This window comes from Aliihoeflea sp. (assembly GCF_052435475.1).
Lineage (GTDB): Bacteria > Pseudomonadota > Alphaproteobacteria > Rhizobiales > Rhizobiaceae > Aliihoeflea.
On sequence record NZ_JBQVMV010000002.1, the window covers coordinates 272,659 to 298,933 of the forward strand.

Here is a 26,275-nt window from a genome sequence, read left to right on the forward strand (position 1 = left end):
TTTCTGAAAGCAGCGCAAGCGCGCTCAGTCGATCTCGGCCGCGATTCGCCTCAGAAGGTTAAGCAGCTCCGCCTTCTGATCGCCGACGATCTGATCGAGCCGACGGTCGTGTTCCGCCGCATGGCGTGCCAAATCCGCCAGCCGCGCGGAGCCTTCCGGCGTGGCGAAGAGCGCATAGCTGCGCCGGTCGCGCGCGATCGGCTGCTTTTCGACGAAGCCGTCGCGGATCATGTCGCGCAGAAGCGGCGTCAGGGTCGACTTGTCGCGGCCGGACGCGCGCGAAAGCGTCATCGGCGTGATGCCGGGATTATCCTTGATGAGGCTGAGCAGCGCGAACCAGCCTGGCCTGAGATCGGTCTGTCCCGTCTTGCGCTGGAAGGAGCGGAACGACGCGTTCTGGGCAAGGCGCAGGTGAAAGCCAATATAGTCGTCGAGCTTGCCGAGCACGATGTCTCCGCCCGACATGTTTTCCGTCTCCACCCGAAGCGGCTTTACCTCATTCATGAATGAATTCCCGTTGACCCATGTTTCGATCTTACCCGTTGTCTTGTTGCACGCAAATCGCGATTGCGAACACAACCGGGAGAGGTGAAAAAAATCTGGAACGCCAGCGGAGGCAGGGCGGCGCAGGAAATCGCATTGGCTTGCAAATGGAAGTCGATCCGGCTGGCGTCGAAATGTAGCGTGCGCTCGCCATGTCGGATATGCTGGCAACCATGAACGCTCGACTGTCGCGTCGCACGCTCCTGAAAGTTGCAGCCTGGCTGGGTCTTGGAACCGGCCTGCCGGAACTTGCCCTGGCGGGTCAAAATTCTTTATCGGAGCGACGTAACGTCGGTTTTGTCGGCCATTCTCTGGTTTCTCCGGCAATGGCGCCGCTCTATGCACAGATCAGCGGCGATCGGGCGACCTATCAGGTCATCAACGGGGCGCCCCTGTCCTACAATTGGGCCGACCATGCCACGGCGGAAGGCGAAAGCATTCGCGACCTGTTGGCGGCCGGCGCGATCGACCAGTTGATGCTGGCCGAAGGCGGGCCGATCGAAGGTTCGATATCCGGCGGCTCGACCCGGACTTTTCTTCAGCAATGGCGAAGCCAGGGCATGGCGGCCAATCCGGACCTTGCCGTCTACTGGTATCAGATCTGGCCGGAAATTCCCGGATGGGCCGGCGACCCGGACTGGGAACTTTGGAAGCGTGAGATCGCACGCCTGGCGGTCGAGGCTTACGGGCCGGTCTGCGAGCAGGTTGCGAGCGACATCGGAACGGGCCGGGTCTACCTGTCGCCGGTCGGCGAGGCGTTCGCGCAACTGCATGACACCTATCTGTCGCCCGGGCTGCCGGGCATATCCGACTTCAACGCGACTTTCTTTCCCATCGATGGGATTCACTTGCCGCCCATCGGGTTCTACTTCGCGACGATGGTTCACTATGCGACCATGAACAGGCAGACGCCGGTCGGCTTGCCATGGCGGCTGAACCCGCCCGTCCAGGGCTTGAACGCCGATCTGGCTCTGGCCTTGCAAGAGGTCGCATGGGAAGTGGTGAGCGGTCATCCCTATGCGGGCATCGCGCCGTGGCCCGAACCGCCGAAAGGCCGCGCCACCGCCGGTGCGCCGACACGGTACTCAACGAGCGAGGGCGGCGGCGGCAGTTATGGTGGCGACGTCGATGTCGGCCCGGCGCGCAACGGCCGCATCGCCGTCGTTTTCGTCGATACGGTTCAGCCGGACTATCGACCTTCCTCGGTCACGCTTGGCCCCGGCGTCTCGCTGGCCGAAATGGCGACGAGCGTGGAACATGGCTACAGCGGTGTGTGGGTCGCGCAGGTGCCGGACGCGGCATCCGGAACGCTCGAACTCGCCGTCAGTTCGCAAACCGACCGCTGGGCGAACCTTGCGACAGCCTATATCGTCGACGGAGGCGACTTCGCGACCATCGCCGCCAGTTCCTATCGCGGCGATGAGCCCTTGCGGGTTTCGGGCATGGCGGGAACATGTGTGATCGGCTCGATTTTTCACATGGATGGCGCGAGTTCGAGGCTCAACGCCCATCCACCGCTGCCCGAAATCGAGGATTCTCTCGGGTCGAGCGACGGTTGGCATTTCCGGGCGGTGTGGGGCACGCTTGTCGCATCGGCGAATACGCGCTTCGAGGGGTCCTCGCACGGCCACAAGGTCGGCTTGACGATCGCACCCGCAGAGCGGTGACCGCGCCGCACCCGTCGAGGATCACTGCAAATCCGGTTCTTCCAAAACGCGCGGAAGTCGCCTGCGGGGTTTCCGGCTGGTCGTCGCAAGGCCGTCAAACAGAACAGTCCATTCCCGGGTCAGTGCGGAAATGTCGAAGGCCGCACAACGCTCAAGCGACAGTGCGGACAGTCGCTCGCGCATATCTGCGTCGGTAAGGACCTGCTTCAGTGCGAGCGCGATGGCATCGGGATTCTCGGTCTCGACAAGCAACCCGTATTTGCCGTCGTCGAGTACCTCCGACGGACCTGAAGGGCAGGCGACCGAGACGACGGGAGCGCCGCATGTCATGGCTTCGACAAGGACGAGCGCAAACCCCTCGAAACGCGACGACATTGCATAGACGCTGGCGCGTCGCATGTAGCGGAAAGGGTTCTTCTGGAAACCCAGGAAATGGACGGAGTCGGCAACGGCGTGCTCTTTTGCGTAGAGGCGCAGTGCGTCCCCCTCGGGCCCGTCACCGATAATGACTAGGTTGCAATCCACATGCTGACGAAGGCGGGCGTGAGCACGAATGAGGATGTCGTATCCCTTCTGCACGTCGAGCCGTCCCACGGCGACGATCGTCTGCTTCTCGAAGATCGCCTCGTGCTCCGGTGCGATCTGTTCGACGGACAAACGCCGCACGCGCTCCACATCGATGCCGTTATGGATCGTAACCAAACTGGACCGGGCCTTTGGAAGCATCGTCGCGAACGCCTCTTGCGCGCCGACCGAGCAGCAGACGATGCGGTCGGCAAACCGATAGAGGCGAAGCGCGAGCCGTTGCCGCCAACTTACGTATCGCGAGAACTGCAACCAGTCCGCATGGACCCAGACGACGATGGGCCGTCGGCGCAGCAGACCGGCCAACAATGCGAGAAACGTCGCACGACCCTCCATGGCACCGACGACGACATCTGCATTGCCAACCTCCCGAAAGGTCGCAAGAAAGGATCGCACCAGGTCGGAGCGTCGATACGGCCGGTCATGCTCGAAATGGATGTCCTGATCCGGCGCCAACGAGGCGAGGTGCTGGCCCCATTGCTCATGGACGAAAAGGCGTGTCCGAAAACGCTGCCGGTCGAGCGACGCCGCAACTGTCAGGACCATCCGCTCCGCGCCACCACCCGCAAGGTTCGGCAAGCAGAACAAAATTCTCAGGCTTTTCATCTAACAAAATCTGTCCGTGACATCGTCATTACAGATTTTTACACTCGCGCCGACCTGGCGAAATATATCGGCAATAGCACATTCGATTGACCAATCCGCCGCCACATTGCTCGAGCATGCGCAAAGATGCGCAAGCGCCGAACTTCCCATGGGAACTTCGATCCGCTAGACAGCCTCCCTTCAAAGGATATGCGCACGCTTGACAACACCGCTCTACCAGAAGCCCGTCTTCGCCATCGCGCCGATGATGGACTGGACCGACCGCCACTGCCGGTATTTCCACCGGCAGATGACGCGTCATGCGCTTCTCTATACCGAGATGGTGGTAGCCGATGCGGTGATCCACGGAAATCGCGAGCGCCTGCTGGGCTTTGCGCCTGAAGAGCATCCCGTCGCGCTGCAACTGGGCGGCAGCGATCCGGAGAAGCTTGCCAAGGCCGCGGCGATCGCGTTCGAATGGGGGTATGACGAGATCAACCTCAATGTCGGTTGTCCGTCCGACCGTGTGCAGAGCGGTACGTTCGGCGCGTGCTTGATGCGCACGCCGGACCTCGTGGCCGAATGTGTCGGGGCGATGAAGGCGGCGGTGGCCGTGCCGGTTACCGTCAAATGTCGCATCGGCGTCGACGAACAGGACCCGGAGATCGCGCTCGACGAGATCGCCGACAAGGTGCTGGCGGCAGGTGCAGACGCATTGTGGGTCCATGCCCGCAAGGCGTGGCTGCAGGGATTGAGCCCGAAGGAAAACCGGGACATCCCGCCGCTCGACTACGACCGCGTCTATCGGCTGAAGGCGCGGCTCGGTGCAAATTTCGTCGGCATCAATGGCGGCATCGCCGATCTCGACGAAAGCCTGCGGCATCTGGAGCATTCGGATGGCGCGATGCTCGGCCGCGCCGCCTATCACAATCCCGGCCTGCTGGCCGAAGTCGACCAGCGTGTATTCGGGGTCGCCGACGCTCCGATCGAGTGGCGCGAACTCATCGACCGCATGGCCGACTACTGCGCGGCGCACATCGCGGCCGGCGGCCGGCTGACGCATGTCACGCGGCACATGGTCGGTCTGTTTCACGGTCTGCCCGGCGCGCGACGCTTCCGCCAGGTTCTGTCGACCGACGCGACGAAGGCCGGCGCGGGCCCCGAAATTCTTCACGCCGCCTTTGCCGAAATAAACCTGGACCAGAGCCGCGACGCGGCCTGAGCGGTTTACTTTCCCCTCCCGTCACGTTAGCGCACGAGCGCAACGAATTGCGGGGGAATGCGCATGTCCGGACTTGATTTGCCGTGGAGCGAGCTTGCGGTCTTCGCCGCGGCAATCGCAGCCTCGGGCGTCGTCGCGGGCCTGATGGCCGGCATCTTTGGCATCGGCGGCGGCGCGGTGCTGGTGCCGGTGTTCTACCAGGTGTTCGGCATGCTCGGCGTCGACGAAGTCGTGCGCATGCACCTAGCGGTCGGCTCGTCGCTGGCGATCATCATCCCGACCTCGATCCGCTCCTTCACCGGTCACAAGGCGCGCGGCGCGGTGGATATGGACCTGCTGAAGAGCTTCCTCGTTCCGGTGCCGATCGGCGTCGTGCTCGCATCGATCACCGCCGCCTACATCTCGAGCGAAGGGTTGCGCATCGTCTTCGCGGTGCTGATGTTGCTGGTCGCGGTACGGCTTCTGTTCAACCGCGAATCCTGGAAGATCAATGGCGACCTGCCGGGGACGGGCGGGCGCACGGTCGCGGGCGTGATCATCGGATATTTCTCGACGCTGATGGGCATTGGCGGCGGCGTCATGAATAACACGTTCATGACCATCTACGGCCGGCCGATGCACCAGGCGGTGGCGACGTCGTCCGGCGTTGGCGTCCTGATCGCCATCCCGGGTACGATCGGCTACATCTGGGCCGGCTGGGGCCATCCGGACCTGCCGATCGCATCGTCCGGCTTCATCAACTGGATCGCCGTCGCTCTGATCATCCCGATCGCGCTCATCGTCACGCCCTATGGTGTCCGGATCGCCCATGCCTTGAAGAAGCGCCAGCTCGAAGTCGCCTTCGGCCTGTTCTGCATCTTCATCTCGGCGCGGTTCTTCTGGAGCCTCTACGCCTGATCCTCAGTCGCGCAGGATCAGCCGCTCGCCGCGCATGTCGAAACCCGACAGCGAGCCGATGAAGTTCATGCCGAGAAGCGTGCGGTCGAGTTGCCCCTCCGCCGCGACGAGCGCAGGCAGGCGCGTGCGCGAAATTTCGCCGATGCGGATTTCATCGAGTGTGATCCGCGCCGCTTGTGCCTGGCCGTTTGCGGTCATGACGGGCACCGTGTAGCTGAGCGTTTCCGGATCGAGGCCGATCCGGCGGGCGTCCGCAGCGCTGAGAACGGTCGTCGTGGCCCCTGTATCGACGATCGTGTTGACGCTCGTACCGTTGATCGACGCCCTGATTTCGAAATGGCCGTTCGCCATCCGGTCGATCATGACCGCCGCGCGGCCGTCATCGTCGACCATCGAGAGCGGGCTGCCGGGTATGAGCCCGGCCGTCAGGCGGCTTGCGACGTCCTGCAACTCGTAGCGATACTGATAGCCGACCATCAAACTCATGATGATGACGAGCCAGATCGCGAGCGTGCGCGCCATCGGGCCGAAGCGCTGGCCCGAGCCGAGCAGCCCGACGGCGACGACAGCGCCCAGAAGTCCGAGATAGAGCGTGCGCGCGAAGCTGTCTCCGTCGAGGCCGAAAAGCGTGCCGCTGTCGCCCGTCGCGATCAGCGCGACGAGGCCGATGGCCATGATGGCGATGACGATCCAGAAGAGGCGTCCCATCGATCAATCCTGCGCCAGATCGCGCTCGCGCGCCATGCGCGCGCGCCGGGTTACGCGGCGCGGGCGGCGCTCCATCGTTTCCATGCGCGCGGGAAGTTCCGCCATCGTCTCGCGCCGCGCCTGCGGCGTCATCGTCGTCCACGCACCGATCTCTTCGCGCGTGCGCCCGCAGCCGAAGCAATAGCCGGTGGCCATGTCGATGGAGCAGACGAGAATGCAGGGCGATTCGATCGACGTCATGAACTGTTCCTTGCCATGGATGACAGATGGGCCAAATGGCTTGGCCGTGCAAGACGATGGCGCCATCCGCCATTGTGATCGGGACGCGACTTGAGTATGCGCTAAGCCAAAGTTTGAGGAGTATTCGATGACCAGCGGCCTGCCTTTCGACGATTATCGCGACCTCCTGCGCCGCCTGCCCGAGGCGGACAAGGCGGCGCGGCGCGATGCCGAAGCGCGGTTGCGGCTGCTCGAAGGGCAGGGCGTGCCGCTTGGCCGCATGGGCGAACTCGTCGTCTGGCTGGCCGGTTGGCAGGGACGCAGCCAGCCGCAGATTTCGCGGCCGATGGTGACGCTCTTCGCCGGCACGCACGGCATCGCGAAGCATGGTATCAGCACGCGCAAGGCGAACGAGACGCAGGCAATGGTCGAGTTCTGCGCGGCGGGTGGCGCGGCGATCAACCAGATCTGCGCGGCGAACGATTTCGGGCTCAAGGTCTTCGACCTCGCGCTGCATCTGCCCGTCGACGACATTTCGGAGGGTCCCGCCTTCGACGAGCGCGGCTGCGCCGTGACCATGGCCTTCGGCATGGAGGCGATTGCCGGCGGCGCGGATCTGATCTGCATCGGCAGCCTTGGCGTCGGCGGCGAGACGGTCGCGGCCGCACTCCTGATGGCGCTGCACGGCCGCGCCGCGCTCGACTGGATCGAGCCGGTCGGCGAGCCTGACCTGACCGAACGCCGCATCCGCCTGATCGACAAGGCCGTCGAACTGCATGGCGGCCATGTGAAGGACCCGCTGGAGGCTCTGCGCCGCCTTGGCGGACGCGAGATCGCGGCGATCGCCGGTGCGATCCTCGCCGCGCGCATGGAGCGCGTTCCCGTCGTGCTCGACGGGATCGTGTCACTTGCCGCGGCCGCCGTGCTCCATGGCGTCCGGCCCGATGCGATCGACCACTGCCTGCTGGGCCACGCGACGACAAATCGCGGCCAGCGCCATGCGGCGCAGATGCTCGGTCTGAAGCCCATCCTCGATCTTGAAATGGGCGAAGGCGAGGGGATCGGGGCGGCGATGGGCGCGCTGGTGCTGAAGAACGCGGCGCAGACCTTCGGCTCGATGACGCTGCGCCAGAATTAATCTAGCGCCGGCCAGCCGCGGCCTTTTGGCGCGTCGGAAGCGCGGGCAGGGCTTCCATCACACGCGCCGGCGGGAGGATGGCGATGGCCTCGGTGCCCTCGCGCAGCTTGGAGCGAAGCTGGAACTCGCCGCCATGGAGCTCGAGCAGGCCCTGGACGATGGGAAGGCCGAGGCCGGTTCCCTGTTCGGCGCTCTTGATGGCGATCGAGCCCTGGCCGAAGGCCGACAGAACGATGGGAATTTCCTCGGCCGGAATGCCGGGGCCGTTATCCTTGACCGAGACATACTGCCCGCCGCCGGCCGTCCACCCGACGCGCACGCGCACTTCGGAACCGTTCGGTGCGAATTTCACCGCGTTCGAGATGAGATTGAGCGTGATCTGGCGCAATGAGCGTTCGTCGGCGAGAAGGCGCGGCAGGGTCGGTTCGAACTGCTGGACGAGGCGGATCGACTTCTTGTGCGCCTTCAGCTCCATCAGATGGCAGCATTCCTCGACGACGCCGGTCAGCGACAGGGGCTCTTCGTTGAGCTGGTAACGCCCCGCCTCGATGCGCGACAGGTCGAGGATTTCGTTGATGAGGTTGAGAAGGTGCTGGCCGGACGCGTTGATGTCACGCGAATAGTCGCGATAGGTCTCGTTGTGCATCGGCCCGAGCACCTCGTTGCCCATGACTTCCGAGAAGCCGAGGATCGCGTTCAGCGGCGTGCGCAATTCGTGGCTCATCGTGGCGAGGAAGCGCGACTTGGCGAGGTTCGCTTCCTCGGCGCGGCGGCGGGCCTCGTCCGACATGGACTTCGCCGTCTCCAGCTCGCCGATCAGCCCGTCCTTTTCCGCCTGGTAGGAGAGGAGCATGACGGCCGAACGGTTCATGTGGCGCGCGACGAAGGTGAAGAAGCCGAGCGAGACGGCGAGCAGCGCCACCATGATCGCCTCGACCGGCATCGCCATGTTGACGGTCAGGTAGGCAAAGACGGCGACCGGCAGCGCGAAGGTCATGAACAGCGCGCCGCGCAGTGTGTGCGAGATCAGCGCGGTCGAGGCAATGGCGAGCAGCAGGATGACGGTCTTCAGAACCGTGAACTGGTCGAGCTGGCATGCGACGCATTCGATTGCCGCCAGATACGCCCAGCCGAGCCCGGAGACGAAATGGCCAAGCAGGAAGGAGCGCTTGACGCCGACAGCGTCGAGTTCGTTGATGTCGGCCCGGTCGACTCGGCGCGCGATCAGCGCGAGGCCGAGATAGCAGGCGACGGTGATGATCGCCCAGATGACGATCTGCGGCCCGGTGCCGGCGAAGACGCCGCCCGCCATCACGACGAGCACCATCAGCGGGATCGCCGCGGCCGTGTTGATCATTGCGCGGGCGTGAAGCTTCAGGAGTTCGCGCTCGAAGACCGGGTTGCCCTCGCGCTGCGACAGGCGTTCGCGCGTGCGCCGGACCGCCTTGGCGACATCGGTGTTGCGATGCGCCTTCCTGCGGTCCACGATATTCTTGTCGGCAAGTTGCGTGCCTGAAAACGCCATACGAGATATCAGTCAATGCGCGCCAATGATCGTCGCGAAATCTAGCCAAAGAAGATTAAGAGACCCTTCGCGTGCCAGTTCTCCCCTTTCGCAAACCAAGGCAGGTCCGGCGGCGCGGCGCTCGCGCGATGCGGCCGCTCGGCTTGCGCGACCTGGCGCTGACGGCCGGGATGTTCCTGATTCTCGGCGCGCTCGCCTGGAACTTCGAGCAACGAGCGGCACATGAGATCGTCTCGGCGGTCCGCGTGATCGACGGCGACACGCTCGATACGCCCGACGGTCGAATTCGGCTCGTGGGAATGGATGCGCCGGAACTCGACCAGACCTGCGCCAACGGATTTGCGATCTACGAGTGCGGTCGCGAGGCGCGCGAGAGGTTGCGGCAGTTGATCGGTGGGCGCGAGGTCACCTGCGCGACACGGCGAAAGGACCGCCATGACCGGTTCCTCGCGACCTGCCACGCCGGAGACGTAAACCTTGCCGCACGGATGGTCGAGACGGGCTGGGCGGTCGCGTCGGGCGACTACGATCTCGCGGAACTGCGTGCGCGCACGGCGCGGCGCGGCATCTGGGCGGGCAAATTCGAGCGGCCGAACGAGTGGCGCGCGACGCGCGGCATGGCGAGCGAGGATGGCGGGATGCTCGATCCGGTGCTCGACCGGCTGCGGCTGTGGCTCGATCGGTGATCGAATGCGCTGGCACGGCGGATGATTTCCGTTCTAGACAGGGAATGAACGAGGGAGAGAACAGCATGAAGCTTTACGATGGTGGCCGCGCGCCGAACCCGCGACGGGTCCGCATTTTCCTGGCCGAGAAGGGCATCGAGGTGCCGCTCGAGCCGGTCGACATGGCGGCAATGGGCCACAAGTCGGACGCGGTGACGCAGCGCAATCCACTGCAGCGCCTGCCGGTGCTCGAACTCGACGACGGCACGATCCTCGCCGAATCGGTCGCGATCTGCCGCTATTTCGAGGAGCTTCATCCCGAACCGCCACTCTTCGGCACCGGCGCGCTCGGCCGTGCGCAGGTCGAGATGTGGCAGCGGCGCATGGAACTGCACTTCCTCTCCGCCGTCGCGCAGGCATTTCGTCATATCCACCCGGCGATGAAGGACTGGGAAGTGCCGCAGATCCCCGAATGGGGTGAGGCGAACAAGCCGAAGGCGATTGACTATCTGCAGATGCTCGACCGCCATCTGGCCGACAGCCGCTTCATCGCGGGCGACGACTACACGATCGCGGACATCACCGGCCTCGTCGGCGTCGAGTTCATGAAACCGGCGCGACTCGAAGTGCCGGCCGACCTCGAAAACGTGAAGCGCTGGTTCGCTGAGGTCTCCGCTCGGCCGAGCGCCAGGGCCTGATCCTGGGCGAAGCGGAAGAACTCGCCCGGCGCATCCGGCTTTGCCGCATCTGCCGGGATGCGCCGCTGAAGGCTCCGCTGCCGCACGAGTCGCGCCCGGTCGTCGTCGCGTCATCGACCGCGCGCGTCCTGATCGCGGGGCAGGCGCCCGGCACGCGGGTCCATGCGACGGGGCTGCCGTTCAACGACCGCTCGGGCGACAGGCTGCGCGACTGGATGGGTGTCTCGCGCGAGGAGTTCTACGATCCGGCGCTCTTCGCCATCGCGCCGATGGGTTTCTGCTTTCCGGGGCAGGACGCCAAGGGCGGCGACCTGCCGCCGCGCCGCGAATGTGCGCCGGTCTGGCGGGCACCGCTGATGGAGACCATGCCGCAGATCGAGTTCGTTCTGGCGATCGGTCTCTACGCGCAACGCTGGCATCTCGGGCCGGAGTTCGGCCGTTCGCTGACCCGAAACGTCGAAGACTGGCGCGCGATCTTCCTGCGCAACACCAGTCCGCGCATCATCCCGCTGCCGCATCCCTCGTGGCGCAATACGGGCTGGCTGAAACGCCACCCGTTCTTCGAAAGCGAATTGCTTCCGGTGCTGCGGCGCGAAATCCGATTGTCGATACCGACGAGGGATTAGGACAATTTTGCTTCGCCGCGGTTGAATGGCCGGTGTTCATGCTTGGCTATCGCGTAGAACTTCGGCATTTTAGCATGAGATTTCTCATCGGAGCCTCATATGGACCGTCTCGACCGCAAGATCCTGCGTCTGCTGCAGGAAGATTCCACGCTGGCCGTGGCCGACGTCGCCAAGAAGGTGGGGCTGTCGACGACGCCATGCTGGCGGCGCATCCAGAAGCTCGAGGAGGAAGGCGTCATCCGCAAGCGGGTGGCGCTGCTCGATCCGGTGAAGATCAATGCGCGGGTGACCGTGTTCGTGTCGATCCGCACAAACTCGCACAGCCACGAATGGCTGCGCCGGTTCTCGGAGGTCATTCAGGAGTTTCCGGAGGTCATCGAATTCTACCGGATGAGCGGCGACATCGACTATCTCCTGCGCGTCGTCGTGCCCGACATCGCCGCCTATGACGCCTTCTACAAGCGCCTGATCGCCAAGATCGAAATCCGCGACGTGTCCTCGTCCTTCGCCATGGAGCAGATCAAGTACACGACGGAAATGCCGCTCGACTACATGGTGCTCGACAAGGAGAGCGGTTCGTCCAGCAACGCCGCTTGATCAGGAAAGGCGAGAGATCAGGGACGACGTGTCCCAGCGCTTGCCGCCCTTGCCCTGTACGTCCTTGTAGAACTGGTCGATGAGCGCGGTGACTGGAAGCTGAGCGCCATTGCGGTCGGCTTCCTCGAGGCAGATGCCGAGATCCTTGCGCATCCAGTCGACCGCGAAGCCGAAGTCGAACTTGCCGTCGCGCATCGTCTTCCAGCGATTTTCCATCTGCCACGATCCGGCCGCGCCCTTGGAGATGACGTCGACGACCTTCTCGATGTCGAGCCCGGCGCGCTGGCCGAAGGCGATGCCTTCCGACAGGCCCTGGACGAGCCCGGCGATGCAGATCTGGTTGATCATCTTGGTGAGCTGCCCAGCGCCGACCGGACCCATCAGCCCGACCATCCGCGCATAGGCGTCGATGACGGGCTTTGCCTTGTCGTAAGTCGCCTGGTCGCCGCCACACATGACGGTGAGGACGCCGTTTTCGGCCCCCGCCTGGCCGCCTGAGACGGGCGCGTCGATGAAGCCGATGCCCTTATCGCTCGCCAGCGCCGCCAGTTCGCGCGCGACCTCGGCCGACGCAGTCGTGTTATCGATGAAGATCGACCCAGAAGCCATTGACGAGAAAGCGCCATCGGCGCCGAGTGCGACGGAGCGCAAATCGTCGTCATTGCCGACGCAGGAGAACACGAAATCGGCGCCCTTGGCGGCTTCTGCCGGCGTCGAGGCCGACTTGCCGGAGAACTCGGCAGCCCATTTCTCGGCCTTGGCGGTGGTGCGGTTGTAGACGGTGACGTCGTGGCCGCCCTTGGTCTTCAGATAGCCCGCCATGGGATATCCCATCACGCCCAAACCCAGAAATGCGACCTTCGCCATCGTGCTCTCCTCCTGTGTCGTCGATCAAAGCCCCAGCCGGGACGTAATGAAATCTGCCATTGCCGCTATGTCATCGATCGGGAAGACGGGCAAGGTTTCCTCCGGCAATGCGTGGTCGCTGGCGACCGCGACGATGTTGGGATCGTCGGCCGAAAGCGGTCGCGTGTCCTTCGCTTCGCGCCGGCGCGTCTCGATCTTGAGGTGCCCCTCGCGCTTATAGCCTTCGACGATGACGAGGTCGCAGGGCGACAGACGCGCAAGGACGTCGTCCAGCGACGGTTGGCTCTCGCCGCGCAATTCGTGCATCAGCGCCCAGCGATCGCCCGAAACGATCGCGACCTCGCCGGCGCCGGCTTCGCGGTGGCGAAATGAGTCGGTGCCGGGCTGGTCGATGTCGAAGGCGTGATGGGCGTGCTTGATGGTCGAAACCTTGCGCCCGCGCGCGACGAACTCGGCCACGAGCCGCTCGGTCAGCGTCGTCTTGCCCGAATTCTTCCAGCCGGTAATGCCGATGACGCGCTGGCTCATGGTCTGATCAAGCGCTCCGCTTCTGCAAGGTCTTCGGGCGTGTTGACGTTGAAGAACGGATCGAAAGGCTCGGCGTCGAATTCGACCGAATCGAAAACAAATTCCTCGAGAAATGCCATGACCTTGCGGGTTTCCGCTCGTTCGAGAAATGCGGCAAGCGGATCGAGGGCGGCGATCGGCCAGAGCGCGAAGACGGGATGATTTCGGCCGGCCGAGCGGGCGACGATTATGCGGCTGCGGTCACTGTGCGCAAGGGATACGACGAGATCGCCGGGAAAGAACGGGCTGTCGACGGCAACGCTGGCGAGTGCGGTGTGACCCTGCGACTTCGCCCATTCGAGCCCGGCACGGACGCCGGCGAGCGGGCCCTCGAAAGTCTGGACCGCGTCGGCAAGGACCGGTGCGTCGATCGTGCCCGGCGCAAGCGTGTTGGAACTGACCGCAAGCGCATCGACCTGCGGTGCAAGGCGCTCGACCGCCCGGGAAAGGAGCGTGCGCCCGCCGAGAACGGTCATCGCCTTGTCGCTGCCGCCCATGCGTGTGGAACGTCCGCCGGCCAGAACGATGCCTGCCGTGCTCATCGCGTCAGCTCGCCTTTTCGTGCGGCGACGTTGAGCACGTAGAGAGCCGCGACGATGCCGAGGCAGGACGATGCGAGCATGACCCAAAGCAGCGGCGCCGGGCCGGTTTCAGGGCCGAGAAGAGCGCCCGCGAGCATGGAAAGACCCGCACCGCCGCCGATCTGCATGGCTCCGCCGAGGCCGGAAGCCGAACCGGCGATATGCGGGCGGACGCTGACGATCCCGGCCATGGCGTTGGGCAGCGTCATGCCGTTGCCGAGCCCGACGAACATGACGGGCACGAAAAGCGATGCCGGCGAGACATATCCGGCGAAATAGAGGAGCAGCGGCACGGACATGCCCGTCGCCGCGACGATGTTGCCGGTCAGGAGCATCCGGTTGATGCCGAGGCGGCTCGACAGTCGCCCGGACAGGAAATTGCCGACCATGTAGCCGACCGACACGAAGCCGAAATAGAAGCCGTATTGCGAGGGCGACAGGCCGAAGATCTCGCTCGCGACATAGGGGCCGCCGCCGAGGAACGCGAAGAACGTGCCCGACGTGAAGGCCGCCGTCAGCGTGTAGCCCCAGAAGCGTTCCGACTTGATCAGTTCGGGATAGGAACGCACCTGCGCGAAAAGCGAGGCGGACGGGCGCAGATTCGTCTCGCCGAGATCGATCCAGATGATGGCGAACGCCGTCATGCCGAATGCGAGGGTGAGCAGAAATGTCGACTGCCAGCCGTAAATCTCGTCGAGGAAGCCGCCGATGATCGGTCCGATCATCGGGACGAGCGTCATGCCCATGGTGACGTAGCCGATCTTGCTCGCGGCCTGGTCCGGGCCGACCGTATCGCGGATGATCGCGCGCGACAGAACCATGCCAGCAGCCGAGAATGCCTGCAGGATGCGACAGGCAAGCAGGATCTCGATCGTCGGCGCGAACACGGCGGCAAGGGTTCCAAACAGGAACACTGCAAAACAGGAAAGCAGGACCGGGCGGCGCCCGAACCGGTCCGACGCCGGACCGATCAGGAGCTGAAGCACGGCCGTCGCGACGAGATAGAGCGCGACCGCCAACTGCACCACCGAGTAATCGGCATCGAAATGCCGCGCCATCGCTGGCAGGGATGGCAGGAAGACGTTCATCGCAAGCGCGCTCGACGCCGTTGCCATCACCAGCGTGAAGATGTGCGGTGGGGTCGCCGCGCGGTGGGCGAGGGGCATCGTCATCGGGTCGAAATGAACACGTTAATCATGGCGTGTGAATAGGCCTCATCCGCCTTCGCTTCAAGCTTCTCAAACGCCGTCAGGCGCCATTGCAGGCGACGTCGTGTCGGCAACCGGCTGCGTCTTGCCCGCATGGCGCTCGCGGTAGAGCGTATAGAGGCCGGACGCGACGACGATCGACGCTCCGACGAGCATCGCGGCATCGGGAACTTCGCCGAACACGAGCAGGCCGAGCAGAAGCGCCCAGATCAGGGCCGTATAGCGGAAGGGTGCGACGAACGAGATGTCCCCTGCGCGCATCGCCATGATGATGAACTGGTAGCCGATGATGAGAAGGACGGCGGCACCCAGCAGCATCGAGGTGCTGGTCACGGTCAACGGGGTCCAACCGCCATAAGGCACGACGAGGAATCCTCCGATCACGGTGACGAAGAGCGCGGTAGCGAACGATACGGCCAGCGAGGGAATTTCCTGGGGGATGCGCCGCGTCACGAGATCGCGAAGGGCGCAGAAGGCGACGCAGAGCAGCGCCAGGAGCGAATAGGAATTGAAGCCCTCGAAGCCGGGCCGGACGATGATCAGGACGCCGGCAAAACCGACGAGAATGGCCGTCCAGCGCCGCCAGCCCACTGGTTCGTTGAGGAAAAGCGCTGCGCCCATCGTGACGGCGAGAGGCAGCGCCTGCAGGATCGCCGACACATTGGCGAGCGGCATCTGCGCGAGCGCGGCGAGAAAACAGAGCGTGCTGCCGATCTCGCTGGCCGCCCGCACGGCGACGAGGGGGCGGCGGAGCGACGACAGCGACGACAGGACGCCGCCATGCCAGGCGAGCAGGCCGATCATGATCGTGGCGAACGTGCCGCGAACCACCATCACCTGCGCGGCGTGCATGTCGCTGATGACCGTTTTCGTCAGCGCATCATTGAGAGTGAACCCGGCCATCGAAATGGCCATGAACAGGGCGGCGCGGAGGTTTGGCGAAAGATTCACGGATGCTGGCTCGTCGGTTGGCTCGACGATGCCTTAGGATGCCGCGTGGCCGGGCGCAACGGACCAGCGGCGCGAATGTCTACGCCAGATCAGCCGCCAGTGACGCTCATGTGACGCGAAACGGAGGGCCGATTGGTGCGGCGGTCGATGACGAAGTCGTGACCCTTGGGCTTTCGGCCGATCGCTTCGTCGATCGCGTTGGACAAAAGCTCGTTTCCCTCGGAAGCGCGCAGCGCGGCTCTCAGATCGGCGGCGTCGTCCTGGCCAAGGCACATATAGAGCGTGCCGGTGCAGGTCAGGCGCACGCGGTTGCAGCTTTCGCAGAAATTGTGGGTCATCGGCGTGATGAAGCCCAACCGCCCGCCGGTTTCCGCCACCTCGACATAGCGGGCGGGACCGCCGGTCTTGTACGGGATGTCGGCAAAGGTGAATTCGCGCTCGAGCTGTGCGCGCAGAAGGGACAACGGCAGGTACTGATCCGTCCGGTCCTCGTCGATCTCGCCCATCGGCATCGTCTCGATGACCGTCATGTCCATGCCGCGGCCATGCGCCCAGCGCAGCATGCCGGGGATTTCGTGGTCGTTGAAGCCCTTGAGCGCGACCGCGTTGATCTTGATCTTCAGACCCGCCGCCTGCGCGGCATCGATGCCGGCCATGACCTTGGAGATGTCGCCCCAGCGGGTGATCTGCTTGAATTTCGTCGGGTCGAGCGTATCGAGCGAGACGTTGATCCGCCTGACGCCGCATTCGGCGAGCTCGGCCGCGAAGCGCTGGAGCTGCGAACCGTTGGTGGTCAGCGTCAGTTCCTCGAGCGCGCCGCTTTCGATGTGGCGCGAGAGATCGCGGACGAGGTGCATGATGTTCTTGCGCACCAGCGGCTCGCCGCCTGTCAGGCGCAGCTTTTTTACGCCCTTTTCGATGAAGACCGTGCAGAGCCGGTCGAGTTCTTCGAGGCTGAGAAGATCGCGCTTTGGCAGGAAGGTCATGTCTTCCGCCATGCAATAGGTGCAGCGGAAGTCGCAGCGATCCGTCACCGAGACGCGCAGATAGGAGATCGCGCGCCCGAACGGGTCGATCATGCTGGTGTCGCCGAAATTCATGCCATTGCCTTCGATGCCCATCCCGTCAATTTCGTGATCTTTTGCCCGGCGCGCAAGCCCGATGCGCCGAAAGTATGGCGCATGACGATGAATTGAGGCATTCGGGTGGGAAAGATTGAAGAGGTTTCACATGCGGCCACCATCGGAATTGCGCGTCTCGAAGGATCGGCGGCTGCTGACGATCCTCTTCGACAATCACGCGCCGATCCCGCTCGAAGCGGAGTTTCTGCGCGTCGTCTCGCCGTCCGCCGAAGTGCAGGGCCACTCGCCCGAACAACGGGTGACCGTGCCGGGCAAGCGCAATGTCGCCATCTCGAAGATGGAGCCGGTCGGCAATTATGCCGTGCGCATCGTCTTCGACGACGGGCATGACACCGGCATCTTCACCTGGGACTACCTGCACACACTCGGCCACGAGAAGGACACGCGCTGGCAGGCCTATGTCGACGAACTGGCGGCGAAGGGCCTGTCTCGCGACTAGTCTTCCTTCAACGCCTCGCTGATGCGGCGCATCTGGTCGCCGAGCCGCTCGCACTGGTCGGGCGTCGATTGCGCCATGACGCGGTCGAGAAGGGCGGCGTAGATTTCCATCGCCTTCATCAGCCGCGCCTCGCCCTCGTCGGTGAGGTAGAGCCGCATGACGCGGCGGTCGTGCTCGTCCGGTTCGCGGCGCAGCAGGCCCTGGCTTTCGAGCTGCGGCAGAAGCATCGTGATGTTCGACCGACCGACGAGGAGCCGGCGCGCAAGATCGTGCTGCGACAGGCCGGGGTGGCGGTAGAGGTTCATCAGAACGTCGAGTTGGCCGATCTTCAGCGGCGCGATCGCCTTGGCGAGTTCACGCACCACGGCGCGCTCGGCTCGCACGACCGCGATCCAGTTGCGGAACCGGGGATTGTCCCAGGGCAGGCGCGGCGCGTCGGTCGGTTTCGTTGCGGTCAAGGCTTGCGCTCGGCGGGCGGATCATAGGGCAGCCCGGCTTCCTTCCAGGCGCCGAATCCGCCCTCGATGTGTTTGACGCGCGAGAGCCCCATGTCCTGCGCGGTCTTGGTGGCGAGCGCGGAGCGCAGGCCACCAGCACAGAAGAAGACGAAGGTCTTGCCGCTGGCGAAGACCGGCTTGTGATAGGGGCTTTCCGGATCGATCCAGAACTCCAGCATGCCGCGCGGCGCATGCAGCGTGTGCGGGATGCGCCCCTCGCGGTCGAGTTCGCGCGGATCGCGGATATCGACCAGCACGACGTCGTCGCGCGCGGCGAGTTCCTGCGCCTCGACTGGCGATATCGCCTCGATTTCGGCATTGGCTTCTTCGAGCAATGCCTTGTAGCCCTTTTTCATGGCAGGCCTCCTGACCTGCCGATGATGGCCGCGCGGAAGCGCCAGCGCAAGACGCTCCCGCGCTCCTCGTCAGCCGAGGTTCAGTTCCTTGAAGAAGTCGTTGCCCTTGTCGTCGATGACGATGAAGGCCGGGAAATCCTCGACCTCGATGCGCCAGATCGCCTCCATGCCGAGTTCGGGATACTCGACGACTTCCACCTTCTTGATGCAGTCCTGAGCCAGCCGCGCGGCGGGACCGCCGATCGAGCCGAGATAAAAGCCGCCATGGCTGCCGCAGGCCTCGCGCACCTGGCGCGAGCGGTTGCCCTTGGCGAGCATGACCATCGAGCCGCCGAAGGACTGGAACTGGTCGACGTAGCTGTCCATTCGACCCGCCGTCGTCGGCCCGAACGAGCCCGAGGCATAGCCGGCAGGGGTCTTGGCCGGGCCGGCATAGTAGATCGGGTGGTTCTTGAAATAGTCCGGCATCGGCTCGCCGGCTTCGAGACGTTCGCGGATTTTCGCATGGGCGATGTCGCGCGCGACGATGATCGGACCGGAGAGCGACACGCGCGTCTTGACGGGCTGGGCCGAGAGGATTTTCAGGATCTCGCTCATCGGCTGGTTGAGGTCGATTTTGACCACATGCGAGGTCAGCTTCTCCTCATCGATGTCGGGCATGTAGCGGGCCGGGTTGGTCTCCAGCTCCTCGAGGAAAATGCCGTCCTTCGTGATCTTGCCCTTGGCCTGCCGGTCCGCCGAGCAGGACACGCCGAGGCCGATCGGCAGCGAGGCGCCGTGGCGGGGCAGGCGGATGACGCGCACGTCGTGGCAGAAATACTTGCCGCCGAACTGCGCGCCCACACCCATCGACTGCGTCATCCTGTGGACTTCGGCTTCCATTTCGAGGTCGCGAAAGGCGTGGCCGGTCTCGCTGCCCGAGGTGGGCAGGCCGTCGAGATAGCGCGTCGAGGCGAGCTTGACGGTCTTGAGGTTCATCTCCGCGGACGTGCCGCCGATGACGATGGCGAGGTGATAGGGCGGGCAGGCGGCGGTGCCGAGCGTCAGGATCTTTTCCTTCAGGAAGTCCAGCAGCCGGTCGCGCGTCATCAGCGACGGCGTGCCTTGGTAGAGGAAGGTCTTGTTGGCCGATCCGCCGCCCTTGGCGACGAACAGGAACTTGTATGCGTCCTCGCCTTCCTCATAGATGTCGATCTGTGCCGGCAAATTGTTCTTGGTGTTCTTCTCCTCGAACATCGACAGCGGCGCGAGCTGCGAATAGCGCAGATTCTTCTTCTCATAGGCGTCGAGCACGCCCTGGCCGAGCGCATCGGCGTCGCCGCCCTCGGTCCAGACGCGCCGGCCCTTCTTGCCCATGATGATCGCCGTGCCTGTGTCCTGGCACATCGGCAGGACGCCGCCGGCCGCGATATTGGCATTCTTCAGGAGATCGTAGGCGACGAAGCGGTCATTGTCGGTCGCTTCCGGGTCTTCGAGAATCGATGCAAGCTGCTTCAGATGGCCGGGGCGAAGCAGATGGTTGATGTCCGCGAAGGCGGTTTCCGACAGAAGGCGCAGACCTTCCGCATCGACGGTCAGGATGTCCTGGCCGCGGAAGGTGTCGACGCTCACATGGTCCGAGGTCAGCTTGCGATAGGGCGTTTCGTCGGCTGCGAGGGGGAAAAGCTCGGCGCTTGCGTAGTCGGCCATCGGCGAAAGATCTCCGGAAAGAAACAGGTTGGCAGGCTCTTAAAGCGAAACGGGCTTGGATTGAAGCCTGCCTTTGGGCGATGGGCGAGCGTTGTATTCCTGCAATGGTCGCGACAAAACCGGCCAAGGCGGCGCCGCATGCCTTGAACCCGACGCACCGTCATCCTTAGCATCGTGGTCGCGGCGGGCGAGAGTTTGCGATTTGGAAACCATATCGGGTCCAGTGTCGGGCTCTGTGTGTTTGCCGGCCCACGCGGCGCCCGACTGGAACTCTCGAACGGATTGGACGACATGATCAAGCGTATGCGCCTTCGGGCTCTGGCCCTGACCTCCACCGCGCTCGCGGCGTCGCTCCTGACCGGCGTGGAGAGTGCATCCGCGCAGAACTTTTTCGAGCGCCTGTTCAACCAGCCGCCGCGCCGCTATGTCGAACCGCAATACCAGCAGCAGCCGCAGGCCCCGGTCCAGCAGCAGGTTCAGCGCGCTGCACCGCCACAAGCGCCCCGCGTCACCGGCCCGCAATACTTCACCTACAAGACCGATATGCTCGCGAAAGTGAATTTCGCTGCGATCTCGATCGATCCCGCGCTGGTCAATACCGGTATCGATCACGGAACGGTCGGCGCGACGACGCAGGCCTCGGCCGCGCCGTCACCGACGGTGACCGTTGCTGGTGGAAGCCTCGAAGAAGCGGTGGAAAAGGCGCTCGAAGGCAATGATGCGCGTGGCGAGCCGCGCCGGCGGATGGCGGCGCAGGACGGCAGGCAGGTTCCCTCGATCGGCGGTGCCAATCCGAAACTCGAGATCGACGTTCGCAAACAGGCGGTGCGCTCGCCCGAACCGCTCAAGGCAACGATCGCCGATTCGCTCGACGACCTGGCGACGTTCGAATTCTACGCCGAGCAGGCGATCGGCGATGCGGTGGTCGCGCACTATTCGAAGCACCCGCAGATGATCTGGTCCGAGGGCGGGCGTGTCAGTTCGGCCGCGCGCGACGTGGTGCGCGAACTGGCAGGCGCCGACGATTACGGCCTCAACCCGGGCGACTATGCGGTGTCGATGCCGCGCGTCAACGATGAAGCCGCGCTGGCGCGCTTCGAGATGGCGCTGTCGGCGCGGATGCTGCGCTATGCACGCGACATTCATGCCGGCCGCGTCGATCCGAACCGTATTTCCGGCTATCACGATTTCGAGTTGAAGACGGTGAACTATGCCGGCCTGCTGTCGAAGCTCGCCGATGGCGACGATGCGCGCGATGCGCTGCGCGCGCTTCACCCGCAGAACGAATTCTACAAGGCCATGCAGGTCGAGCTCGAGGAACTGCGCGCGAGCGAGGAAAAGAGCATCGTCATCGCGCCGGGAACGTTCATCCGGCCGGGCCAGACGAGCGCGGAGCTGCCGAAGATTCTCGCCGTGATCGAGAAGGAAGCGGACCAGTCGTTCCTTGCCCAGCACGCGACTGCGATCGAACTCAACCGCGCCAGCCAGATCTATTCGGACGATCTGGTCGCCGTCATCAAGGCGGCGCAGGAAAAGCGCGGCTTGCAGGTCGACGGCATCATCGGCCCGCGTACGGTCACGGCGTTCGCCGGCGAATCGAAGGCGGCGCGGATCGAGAAGGTGAAGCTCGCGATGGAGCAGCTTCGCTGGCTGCCGTCGGATTTCGGCGACCGCTACGTGTTTCTGAATGCGCCCTCAGCGATGGCGAGCTATGTCGAGGGCGGGGCTGAGAAGCTGGCGATGCGAACGGTTGTCGGCACCAAGGCGACGCAGACCTACTTCTTCCAGGACGAGATTTCCTATGTCGAGTTCCACCCCTATTGGGGCGTGCCGCGCTCGATCATCGTCAACAAGTACCTGCCCAAGCTTTACGCCGACCCGTCCTATCTCGACCGGTCCGGCTTCGAGGTGACGGACCAGCAGGGCCGCCGGATCTCGTCTTCGGCGATCAACTGGACGCGCTACGGCGCCAACATCCCTTACAATGTCCGCCAGCGGCCGGGCCCGAGCAACGCGCTCGGCGAATTGAAGATCATGTTCCCGAACAAGCACGCGATCTACATGCACGACACGCCCGACCGGCACCTCTTCAGCCGCGACAACCGCGCGCTGTCGAATGGCTGCGTGCGCCTCGAAGATCCGCGCGCCATGGCGGCGGCGGTGCTCGGCTGGGATCGCGCCAAGGTCGACTCGCGCCTGGCCGGCCAGCACGGCCGTGACAATCTGGATCAGAAGGTGCCGGTCTACGTCGCGTACTTCACCGCATGGCCGGAAGCCGGCGGCAAAATGGGCTACTATCCGGATGTCTACGATCGCGACCTGAAGACGCGCGAGGCGATGGAGCGCATCGAAGCGGCGAGGGCGCCGTCGATCTGACGGCGCTCGATCTGGCAACCCGTCTCGAACCCGTAGGGGTTCGCAAGCCCGACCGGGGGTCGCGCGGGCAGCGCGCCCCATCGAGGCATGAGCGAAGCGAATTAGCCGTGAGATCGATGGAAATAAATGGTGGGCGCGACAGGGATTGAACCTGTGACCCTTCGCGTGTGAAGCGAATGCTCTCCCGCTGAGCTACGCGCCCATGAGCGCCAGGCGCTCAAAGTCGTCCGGCGGACCGAACGTGGCCCGCGTATAGGAGCATCCGCCGGGGTCCGTCAAGCGGTCTTGGCGCGCGGCGAGGTTGCCGCTGCGATCAGCCGGTCGGCAAGGTCGACCGTCAACTCGTCGAAATGCGAAATGATGTGCGACGGCTCGAATTCGCGCACGTGTTTGTCCGTGTAGCCGAAGTCGACGGCGACAACGGGAATGCCCGCCGCCTTGGCCGTCTTGATGTCGGTTTCGGAGTCTCCGACCATGATCGCGCGTTCGGGATTGCCGCCAGCGCGCGCGATGGTCTCGATCAGGTGGCGTGGGTCAGGCTTGCGGAACGCGAACGTGTCCTGTCCGCAGATGGCGCGGAAGCGTTCGGTCAAGCCGAGGCCCTGCATCAGCCGCGTCGAATGCAGCTCGAACTTGTTGGTGCAGATCGCCGTCAGGTATCCGGCGTCGTCAAAGCGATCGAGCGCGGCGACGACGCCCTCATAGGGTTGCGAATCGCCGGGCATGTTCGAGCCGTAATGTTCGATGAACGTGTCGAGGAGGTCCTTGAGGCGCTCGTCGGAAAGGACGCGCTGCTGCGCCGCATAGGCGCGCTCGATCATCACCTTGCCGCCCATGCCGACAAAGCGGCGGAACTCGGCCGGGCCGGCGACGGTCATGCCGTCGAGCGCCAAGCAATGATTCAGGCTCGCCATCAGGTCGGGCGCGGTGTCGACGAGGGTGCCGTCGAGGTCGAAGACAATGATGGGAGCGGTCATCGGGTCGTCCGTTGGTTTCCGTTGCGGCGGGTCTAGCTTGGCCATGCGGCACGCGCAAGGCGGCCAGGGTGGTTTGCCAGCACGGATGAAGGTGCTAAACGGCGTCTGCCAACCAAGGAGCGGGACATGGATGCGCGAGCGCTGAAGATCGAAGCGGCACGGGTCGCCCTTTCCCATGTGGAAGACGGCATGAAGCTCGGCATCGGGACGGGCTCGACCGCCGAGGAATTCGTGCGGCTTCTCGCGGTGCGGATTTCGGAGGGGCTGCGGATCATCGGCGTACCGACATCCGAGCGCACGGCGGAACTCTGCCGCGATCTCGGCGTGCCGCTCGCGACGCTCGACGAGGAACCGGCGCTCGACCTGACCATCGACGGCGCCGACGAGATTGGCCCCGGTCTGTCGCTCGTCAAGGGCGGCGGCGGGGCGCTCCTGCGCGAGAAGATCGTGGCCTTCGCCTCGAAGCGGATGATCGTGATCGCCGATTCGTCGAAGGTGGTCGAAACGCTCGGAAAGTTTCCGCTGCCGGTCGAGGTCAATCCGTTCGGCCTCGGCGCGACGCGACTGGCGATCGAGACGGCGGCAAGCCGGCTCGGGCTGTCGGGTGCGATCGTGCTCCGCGAGCGCAATGGCGAGCGTTTCGTCACCGATGGCGGCCATGTCATTCTCGACGCATCTTTTGGCCGTATTCCCGATCCACTGGCACTTTCGGATGCGCTTCACGCGATCCCGGGCGTCGTGGAGCACGGGCTGTTCCTGAACCTTGCCGATCTGGCCGTGGTCGCCGAACCGGATGGCGTGAAGACGATCGACGGCGTATAGGCGTCGTCAGGACGAACGAGCGGCGCGGGCGCGCCGGCAAAGAGGAGACTGAACATGAATTTCAGATATGCGGGCATTGCGCTTGCCGTCGGTGCAGCCATCGCGCTCGGTTCGGCCATGGGCCCGGCCGCTTCGCAGGAGCCGTCCGAAAGCCATCTCGCCGCTGCGCGAGCCGCCGTCGATGCGGTCGGCATGACGGATGAGTTCGACAACATCCTGCCGCAGGCCGCGATGGCGCTGAAGAACGAGCTGACGCAGAAGAACCCAGACCAGGTGAGCCTCATTTCGCGCACGGTCGACGAAAAGGCGATTGCGCTGGCCGCTCGCCGCGGCGATCTGGAGCGCGAGGCCGCCGCCGCCTACGCTCAGTTCTTCTCGGAGGAAGAGCTGGCGACGATCTCGGAATTCTACTCGTCTCCGACCGGCCAGAAGTTCATCGAGACGCACCCGGAAGTGACCAATCAGGTCTTCCAGGCCGCGAATATCTGGCAGTCGGGCATTGCCCGCGACCTCGCGCGCGACGTGGCCGGCGAACTGCAGGGCCAGGTTGCAGAACCGCAGGGCGAAGCGACCCCGGGGGCTGCCCCGGCACCCGCGCAGTCCAACTGAGCGATCTTCATCGCATCGAAAGCCCGGCCATGTGCCGGGCTTTTCTTTTGGGCGATGCGGTCTTAAGTCTTGCCCCGAAACCTAGAAAGGCCGCCGCATGACCCAGTACGACTATGATCTCTTCGTGATCGGCGGCGGATCGGGTGGCGTGCGGGCAGGGCGCGTCGCCGCATCGCTCGGCAAGCGCGTGGCCATCGCCGAGGAATACCGCTTCGGCGGCACCTGCGTCATCCGCGGCTGCGTGCCGAAGAAGCTGTTCGTCTACGCCTCGCAGTTTCCCGAACATTTCGAGGACGCCGCCGGCTATGGCTGGACGGTCGGCGAGCGCTCTTTCGACTGGAAGACGCTGATCGACAACAAGGACAAAGAGATCGCGCGTCTGGAAGGGCTCTACCGCAAGGGACTCGAAAATGCCGGCGCGACGATTATCGAAAGCCGCGCGGTGCTGGAGGATGCCCACACGATCCGGCTTCAGAAGGACGGGCGCACGGTCACCGCCGAGACGATCCTGATCGCGACCGGCGGCCATCCGAGCCTTCATCCGGCGCTGCCCGGCCACGAGCACTGCATCACCTCCGACGAGGCCTTTCATCTGGAGGAGCTGCCGAAGGCGATCGTCATCGCGGGTGGCGGATATATCGGCGTCGAGTTCGCCAATATTTTTCACGGCCTGGGCGTCGAGACGACGCTGATCTATCGTGGCAAGGAGATATTGGGACGCTTCGACAAAGACTTGCGCACCGCACTTCACGTCGAGATGGAGGCCAAGGGCATCAAGGTCCTGTGCAAGGAGATCTTCACGAAGATCGAGAAGCGCCCGGATGGCAGGCTCGATGCCCACACCAATGCCGACCGCACGCTGGTGGTCGACCAGGTGATGCTCGCCATCGGCCGCCAGCCCAACACGACCGGTCTCGGCCTCGACAGAGCGGGTGTGACGACCGGTCCGAAGGGCGAGATCATTGTCGACGACTATTCGCGCACCAATGTCGAGAACATCTATGCCGTCGGCGACGTGACCGACCGCGTGCAATTGACGCCCGTCGCGATCCACGAGGCCATGTGCTTCGTCGATACCGTCTATCGCGGCAAGCCGACGAAGCCTGACCACGAGGCGGTGGCGACCGCCGTCTTTTCGCAGCCCGAACTCGGCACGGTGGGCCTTTCGGAAGAAGATGCGGCGAAGAAGTACGGCGAGCTCGAAATCTACAAGGCCACCTTCCGCCCCATGCGACATACACTGTCGGGCCGCATGGAGAAGATGGTGATGAAGCTGATCGTCGATGCCGCCAGCCGCCGTGTCGTCGGCGCGCATGTGCTCGGCGTCGATGCGGGTGAGATGGCGCAATTGCTGGGCATCGCCGTCAAGGCGAAGCTGACGAAGGAAGATTTCGACGCGACGATGGCTGTCCATCCGACCGCGGCGGAAGAGCTCGTCACCATGTACCAGCCGAGCTACCGCGTGAAGAACGGCGAACTGATCGCCTGAAGTGGTCGCCCCTTCCGTCAGGCGGGTGTA

Annotated in this window: 28 protein-coding genes and 1 tRNA gene; 13 read left to right on the top strand and 16 right to left on the bottom strand. The window is 64.3% G+C overall.

Annotated features, from left to right (window positions below; translation table 11 throughout):
- Positions 1 to 24 precede the first annotated feature (24 nt).
- Positions 25 to 504 carry a MarR family winged helix-turn-helix transcriptional regulator gene (locus ACT6QU_RS04405; RefSeq protein WP_444562831.1) on the bottom strand — a complete coding sequence of 160 codons (480 nt, stop codon included), beginning with the start codon at positions 502 to 504 and terminating at the stop codon, positions 25 to 27.
- Between the two features lie 365 nt (positions 505 to 869).
- Here ACT6QU_RS04405 and ACT6QU_RS04410 point away from each other — a divergent pair, with 365 nt between their 5' ends.
- Entirely contained in the window at positions 870 to 2,210 is a 1,341-nt protein-coding gene (locus ACT6QU_RS04410; protein WP_444562832.1) for a hypothetical protein, read from the top strand.
- 21 nt (positions 2,211 to 2,231) lie between these two features.
- Here the strand turns inward: ACT6QU_RS04410 and ACT6QU_RS04415 are convergent, their stop codons facing one another.
- Positions 2,232 to 3,401 (bottom strand): glycosyltransferase, encoded by a 1,170-nt coding sequence (locus ACT6QU_RS04415; RefSeq protein ID WP_444562833.1) that lies wholly within the window; start codon positions 3,399 to 3,401, stop codon positions 2,232 to 2,234.
- A 244-nt stretch (positions 3,402 to 3,645) separates the two neighbouring features.
- Here ACT6QU_RS04415 and dusA point away from each other — a divergent pair, with 244 nt between their 5' ends.
- Both dusA and ACT6QU_RS04425 read left to right on the top strand, forming a co-directional pair.
- Positions 3,646 to 4,602, top strand: a complete 957-nt coding sequence (gene dusA / locus ACT6QU_RS04420; protein ID WP_444563007.1) for a tRNA dihydrouridine(20/20a) synthase DusA — start codon at positions 3,646 to 3,648, stop codon at positions 4,600 to 4,602.
- 63 nt (positions 4,603 to 4,665) lie between these two features.
- Positions 4,666 to 5,499, top strand: a complete 834-nt coding sequence (locus ACT6QU_RS04425) for a sulfite exporter TauE/SafE family protein (protein ID WP_444562834.1) — start codon at positions 4,666 to 4,668, stop codon at positions 5,497 to 5,499.
- 3 nt (positions 5,500 to 5,502) lie between these two features.
- On the opposite strand, the gene ACT6QU_RS04430 is transcribed toward ACT6QU_RS04425, so the two are convergent.
- Positions 5,503 to 6,207: a TIGR02281 family clan AA aspartic protease gene (locus ACT6QU_RS04430; RefSeq protein ID WP_444562835.1), complete on the bottom strand. Its 705-nt coding sequence runs from the start codon at positions 6,205 to 6,207 to the stop codon at positions 5,503 to 5,505.
- 3 nt (positions 6,208 to 6,210) lie between these two features.
- Positions 6,211 to 6,447 carry a DUF1289 domain-containing protein gene (locus ACT6QU_RS04435; RefSeq protein ID WP_444562836.1) on the bottom strand — a complete coding sequence of 79 codons (237 nt, stop codon included), beginning with the start codon at positions 6,445 to 6,447 and terminating at the stop codon, positions 6,211 to 6,213.
- Between the two features lie 127 nt (positions 6,448 to 6,574).
- Between ACT6QU_RS04435 and ACT6QU_RS04440 the strand changes: the two genes are divergently transcribed.
- Positions 6,575 to 7,564 (top strand): nicotinate-nucleotide--dimethylbenzimidazole phosphoribosyltransferase, encoded by a 990-nt coding sequence (locus ACT6QU_RS04440; RefSeq protein WP_444562837.1) that lies wholly within the window; start codon positions 6,575 to 6,577, stop codon positions 7,562 to 7,564.
- Between the two features lies 1 nt (position 7,565).
- Here ACT6QU_RS04440 and ACT6QU_RS04445 read toward each other — a convergent pair whose 3' ends face one another.
- Entirely contained in the window at positions 7,566 to 9,089 is a 1,524-nt protein-coding gene (locus ACT6QU_RS04445) for a sensor histidine kinase (RefSeq protein ID WP_444562838.1), read from the bottom strand.
- A gap of 128 nt (positions 9,090 to 9,217) precedes the next feature.
- Here ACT6QU_RS04445 and ACT6QU_RS04450 point away from each other — a divergent pair, with 128 nt between their 5' ends.
- The 4 genes from ACT6QU_RS04450 to ACT6QU_RS04465 all read left to right on the top strand — a co-directional run bounded on the left by ACT6QU_RS04450 (position 9,218) and on the right by ACT6QU_RS04465 (position 11,675).
- Complete coding sequence (locus ACT6QU_RS04450; protein WP_444562839.1) at positions 9,218 to 9,775, top strand: thermonuclease family protein; 558 nt, start codon at positions 9,218 to 9,220, stop codon at positions 9,773 to 9,775.
- 65 nt (positions 9,776 to 9,840) lie between these two features.
- Positions 9,841 to 10,452 carry a glutathione S-transferase family protein gene (locus tag ACT6QU_RS04455; protein ID WP_444562840.1) on the top strand — a complete coding sequence of 204 codons (612 nt, stop codon included), beginning with the start codon at positions 9,841 to 9,843 and terminating at the stop codon, positions 10,450 to 10,452.
- Positions 10,452 to 11,078, top strand: a complete 627-nt coding sequence (locus ACT6QU_RS04460; RefSeq protein WP_444563008.1) for a uracil-DNA glycosylase family protein — start codon at positions 10,452 to 10,454, stop codon at positions 11,076 to 11,078. The genes ACT6QU_RS04455 and ACT6QU_RS04460 overlap by 1 nt, the downstream gene beginning before the upstream one ends.
- A 99-nt stretch (positions 11,079 to 11,177) precedes the next feature.
- On the top strand, positions 11,178 to 11,675 hold the full coding sequence (locus ACT6QU_RS04465; protein ID WP_024585800.1) for an Lrp/AsnC family transcriptional regulator: 498 nt from the start codon (positions 11,178 to 11,180) through the stop codon (positions 11,673 to 11,675).
- Here the strand turns inward: ACT6QU_RS04465 and ACT6QU_RS04470 are convergent, their stop codons facing one another.
- From ACT6QU_RS04470 to moaA, 6 genes are all read right to left on the bottom strand, one after another.
- Positions 11,676 to 12,542, bottom strand: coding sequence for an NAD(P)-dependent oxidoreductase (locus ACT6QU_RS04470; RefSeq protein ID WP_444562841.1), 867 nt, complete (start codon positions 12,540 to 12,542; stop codon positions 11,676 to 11,678).
- Positions 12,543 to 12,566: 24 nt separating this feature from the next.
- Positions 12,567 to 13,070 (bottom strand): molybdopterin-guanine dinucleotide biosynthesis protein B, encoded by a 504-nt coding sequence (gene mobB, locus ACT6QU_RS04475; RefSeq protein ID WP_444562842.1) that lies wholly within the window; start codon positions 13,068 to 13,070, stop codon positions 12,567 to 12,569.
- A complete protein-coding gene (gene mobA / locus ACT6QU_RS04480) occupies positions 13,067 to 13,651 on the bottom strand; it encodes a molybdenum cofactor guanylyltransferase MobA (RefSeq protein ID WP_444562843.1) in 585 nt (194 codons plus the stop codon). The genes mobB and mobA overlap by 4 nt, the downstream gene beginning before the upstream one ends.
- Positions 13,648 to 14,862: a multidrug effflux MFS transporter gene (locus ACT6QU_RS04485; RefSeq protein ID WP_444562844.1), complete on the bottom strand. Its 1,215-nt coding sequence runs from the start codon at positions 14,860 to 14,862 to the stop codon at positions 13,648 to 13,650. Before ACT6QU_RS04485 ends, mobA begins: the two co-directional genes overlap by 4 nt.
- 66 nt (positions 14,863 to 14,928) lie before the next feature.
- On the bottom strand, positions 14,929 to 15,849 hold the full coding sequence (locus ACT6QU_RS04490; protein ID WP_444562845.1) for a DMT family transporter: 921 nt from the start codon (positions 15,847 to 15,849) through the stop codon (positions 14,929 to 14,931).
- Positions 15,850 to 15,938: 89 nt separating this feature from the next.
- The gene (gene moaA, locus ACT6QU_RS04495; protein WP_444562846.1) at positions 15,939 to 16,970 is read right to left on the bottom strand and encodes a GTP 3',8-cyclase MoaA; all 1,032 of its coding nucleotides are present in this window, start codon (positions 16,968 to 16,970) and stop codon (positions 15,939 to 15,941) included.
- Between the two features lie 109 nt (positions 16,971 to 17,079).
- On the opposite strand from moaA, the gene ACT6QU_RS04500 reads away from it, so the two are divergent.
- Positions 17,080 to 17,430, top strand: coding sequence for a gamma-butyrobetaine hydroxylase-like domain-containing protein (locus ACT6QU_RS04500; protein ID WP_444562847.1), 351 nt, complete (start codon positions 17,080 to 17,082; stop codon positions 17,428 to 17,430).
- Here the strand turns inward: ACT6QU_RS04500 and ACT6QU_RS04505 are convergent.
- The 3 genes from ACT6QU_RS04505 to ACT6QU_RS04515 form a co-directional block, all read right to left on the bottom strand.
- The gene (locus ACT6QU_RS04505) at positions 17,427 to 17,888 is read right to left on the bottom strand and encodes a MarR family winged helix-turn-helix transcriptional regulator (protein ID WP_444562848.1); all 462 of its coding nucleotides are present in this window, start codon (positions 17,886 to 17,888) and stop codon (positions 17,427 to 17,429) included. The genes ACT6QU_RS04500 and ACT6QU_RS04505 overlap by 4 nt on opposite strands.
- Complete coding sequence (locus tag ACT6QU_RS04510) at positions 17,885 to 18,283, bottom strand: rhodanese-like domain-containing protein (protein WP_444562849.1); 399 nt, start codon at positions 18,281 to 18,283, stop codon at positions 17,885 to 17,887. The genes ACT6QU_RS04505 and ACT6QU_RS04510 overlap by 4 nt, the downstream gene beginning before the upstream one ends.
- Positions 18,284 to 18,352: 69 nt before the next feature.
- Complete coding sequence (locus tag ACT6QU_RS04515; RefSeq protein ID WP_444562850.1) at positions 18,353 to 19,972, bottom strand: fumarate hydratase; 1,620 nt, start codon at positions 19,970 to 19,972, stop codon at positions 18,353 to 18,355.
- A gap of 291 nt (positions 19,973 to 20,263) precedes the next feature.
- Between ACT6QU_RS04515 and ACT6QU_RS04520 the strand changes: the two genes are divergently transcribed.
- Positions 20,264 to 22,348: a L,D-transpeptidase family protein gene (locus ACT6QU_RS04520; protein WP_444562851.1), complete on the top strand. Its 2,085-nt coding sequence runs from the start codon at positions 20,264 to 20,266 to the stop codon at positions 22,346 to 22,348.
- 127 nt (positions 22,349 to 22,475) lie between these two features.
- Here the strand turns inward: ACT6QU_RS04520 and ACT6QU_RS04525 are convergent.
- Positions 22,476 to 22,550, bottom strand: a tRNA-Val gene (locus tag ACT6QU_RS04525).
- 73 nt (positions 22,551 to 22,623) lie between these two features.
- A complete protein-coding gene (locus ACT6QU_RS04530) occupies positions 22,624 to 23,325 on the bottom strand; it encodes an HAD family hydrolase (RefSeq protein WP_444562852.1) in 702 nt (233 codons plus the stop codon).
- Positions 23,326 to 23,451: 126 nt separating this feature from the next.
- Here ACT6QU_RS04530 and rpiA point away from each other — a divergent pair, with 126 nt between their 5' ends.
- From rpiA to gor, 3 genes are all read left to right on the top strand, one after another.
- Positions 23,452 to 24,147 carry a ribose-5-phosphate isomerase RpiA gene (rpiA, locus tag ACT6QU_RS04535; RefSeq protein ID WP_444562853.1) on the top strand — a complete coding sequence of 232 codons (696 nt, stop codon included), beginning with the start codon at positions 23,452 to 23,454 and terminating at the stop codon, positions 24,145 to 24,147.
- A 54-nt stretch (positions 24,148 to 24,201) separates the two neighbouring features.
- Complete coding sequence (locus ACT6QU_RS04540; protein WP_444562854.1) at positions 24,202 to 24,756, top strand: DUF2059 domain-containing protein; 555 nt, start codon at positions 24,202 to 24,204, stop codon at positions 24,754 to 24,756.
- 97 nt (positions 24,757 to 24,853) lie between these two features.
- The gene (gor, locus tag ACT6QU_RS04545; protein WP_444562855.1) at positions 24,854 to 26,245 is read left to right on the top strand and encodes a glutathione-disulfide reductase; all 1,392 of its coding nucleotides are present in this window, start codon (positions 24,854 to 24,856) and stop codon (positions 26,243 to 26,245) included.
- Positions 26,246 to 26,275: the final 30 nt, after the last annotated feature.